Genomic DNA, 358 nt, shown 5'->3' with positions numbered 1-358 from the left:
TCGAAGACTACGACGTTGATAGGTTGGGTGTGTAAGCGCTGTGAGGCGTTGAGCTAACCAATACTAATTGCCCGTGAGGCTTGACCATATAACACCCAAGCAATTTGCATGCTCTGCGCTGAAAAGCGAAGAGACCAGATTGCGGTGTGTGAAGACGAAATGAACCGAAAGTTCGAATCTCACAAAACACCGAAAGCTGTCACATACCCAATTTGCTGAAGCGAGGCCATCTGGTCACGACTCAGTACCCGAATTTCTTGACGACCATAGAGCATTGGAACCACCTGATCCCATCCCGAACTCAGCAGTGAAACGATGCATCGCCGATGGTAGTGTGGGGTTTCCCCATGTGAGAGTA

2 rRNA genes are annotated in these 358 nt (G+C 49.4%); both read left to right on the top strand.

Annotated features, from left to right (window positions below):
* Nucleotides 1–88, top strand: a 23S ribosomal RNA gene (locus tag AACU78_RS15725); the annotation flags it as partial.
* A 168-nt stretch (nucleotides 89–256) separates the two neighbouring features.
* A 5S ribosomal RNA gene (gene rrf / locus AACU78_RS15720) occupies nucleotides 257–358 on the top strand; the annotation flags it as partial.

Source organism: Pseudomonas sp. R9.37, assembly GCF_963878885.1.
Lineage (GTDB): Bacteria > Pseudomonadota > Gammaproteobacteria > Pseudomonadales > Pseudomonadaceae > Aquipseudomonas.
This window is presented reverse-complemented; position numbering and strand designations above follow the sequence as displayed.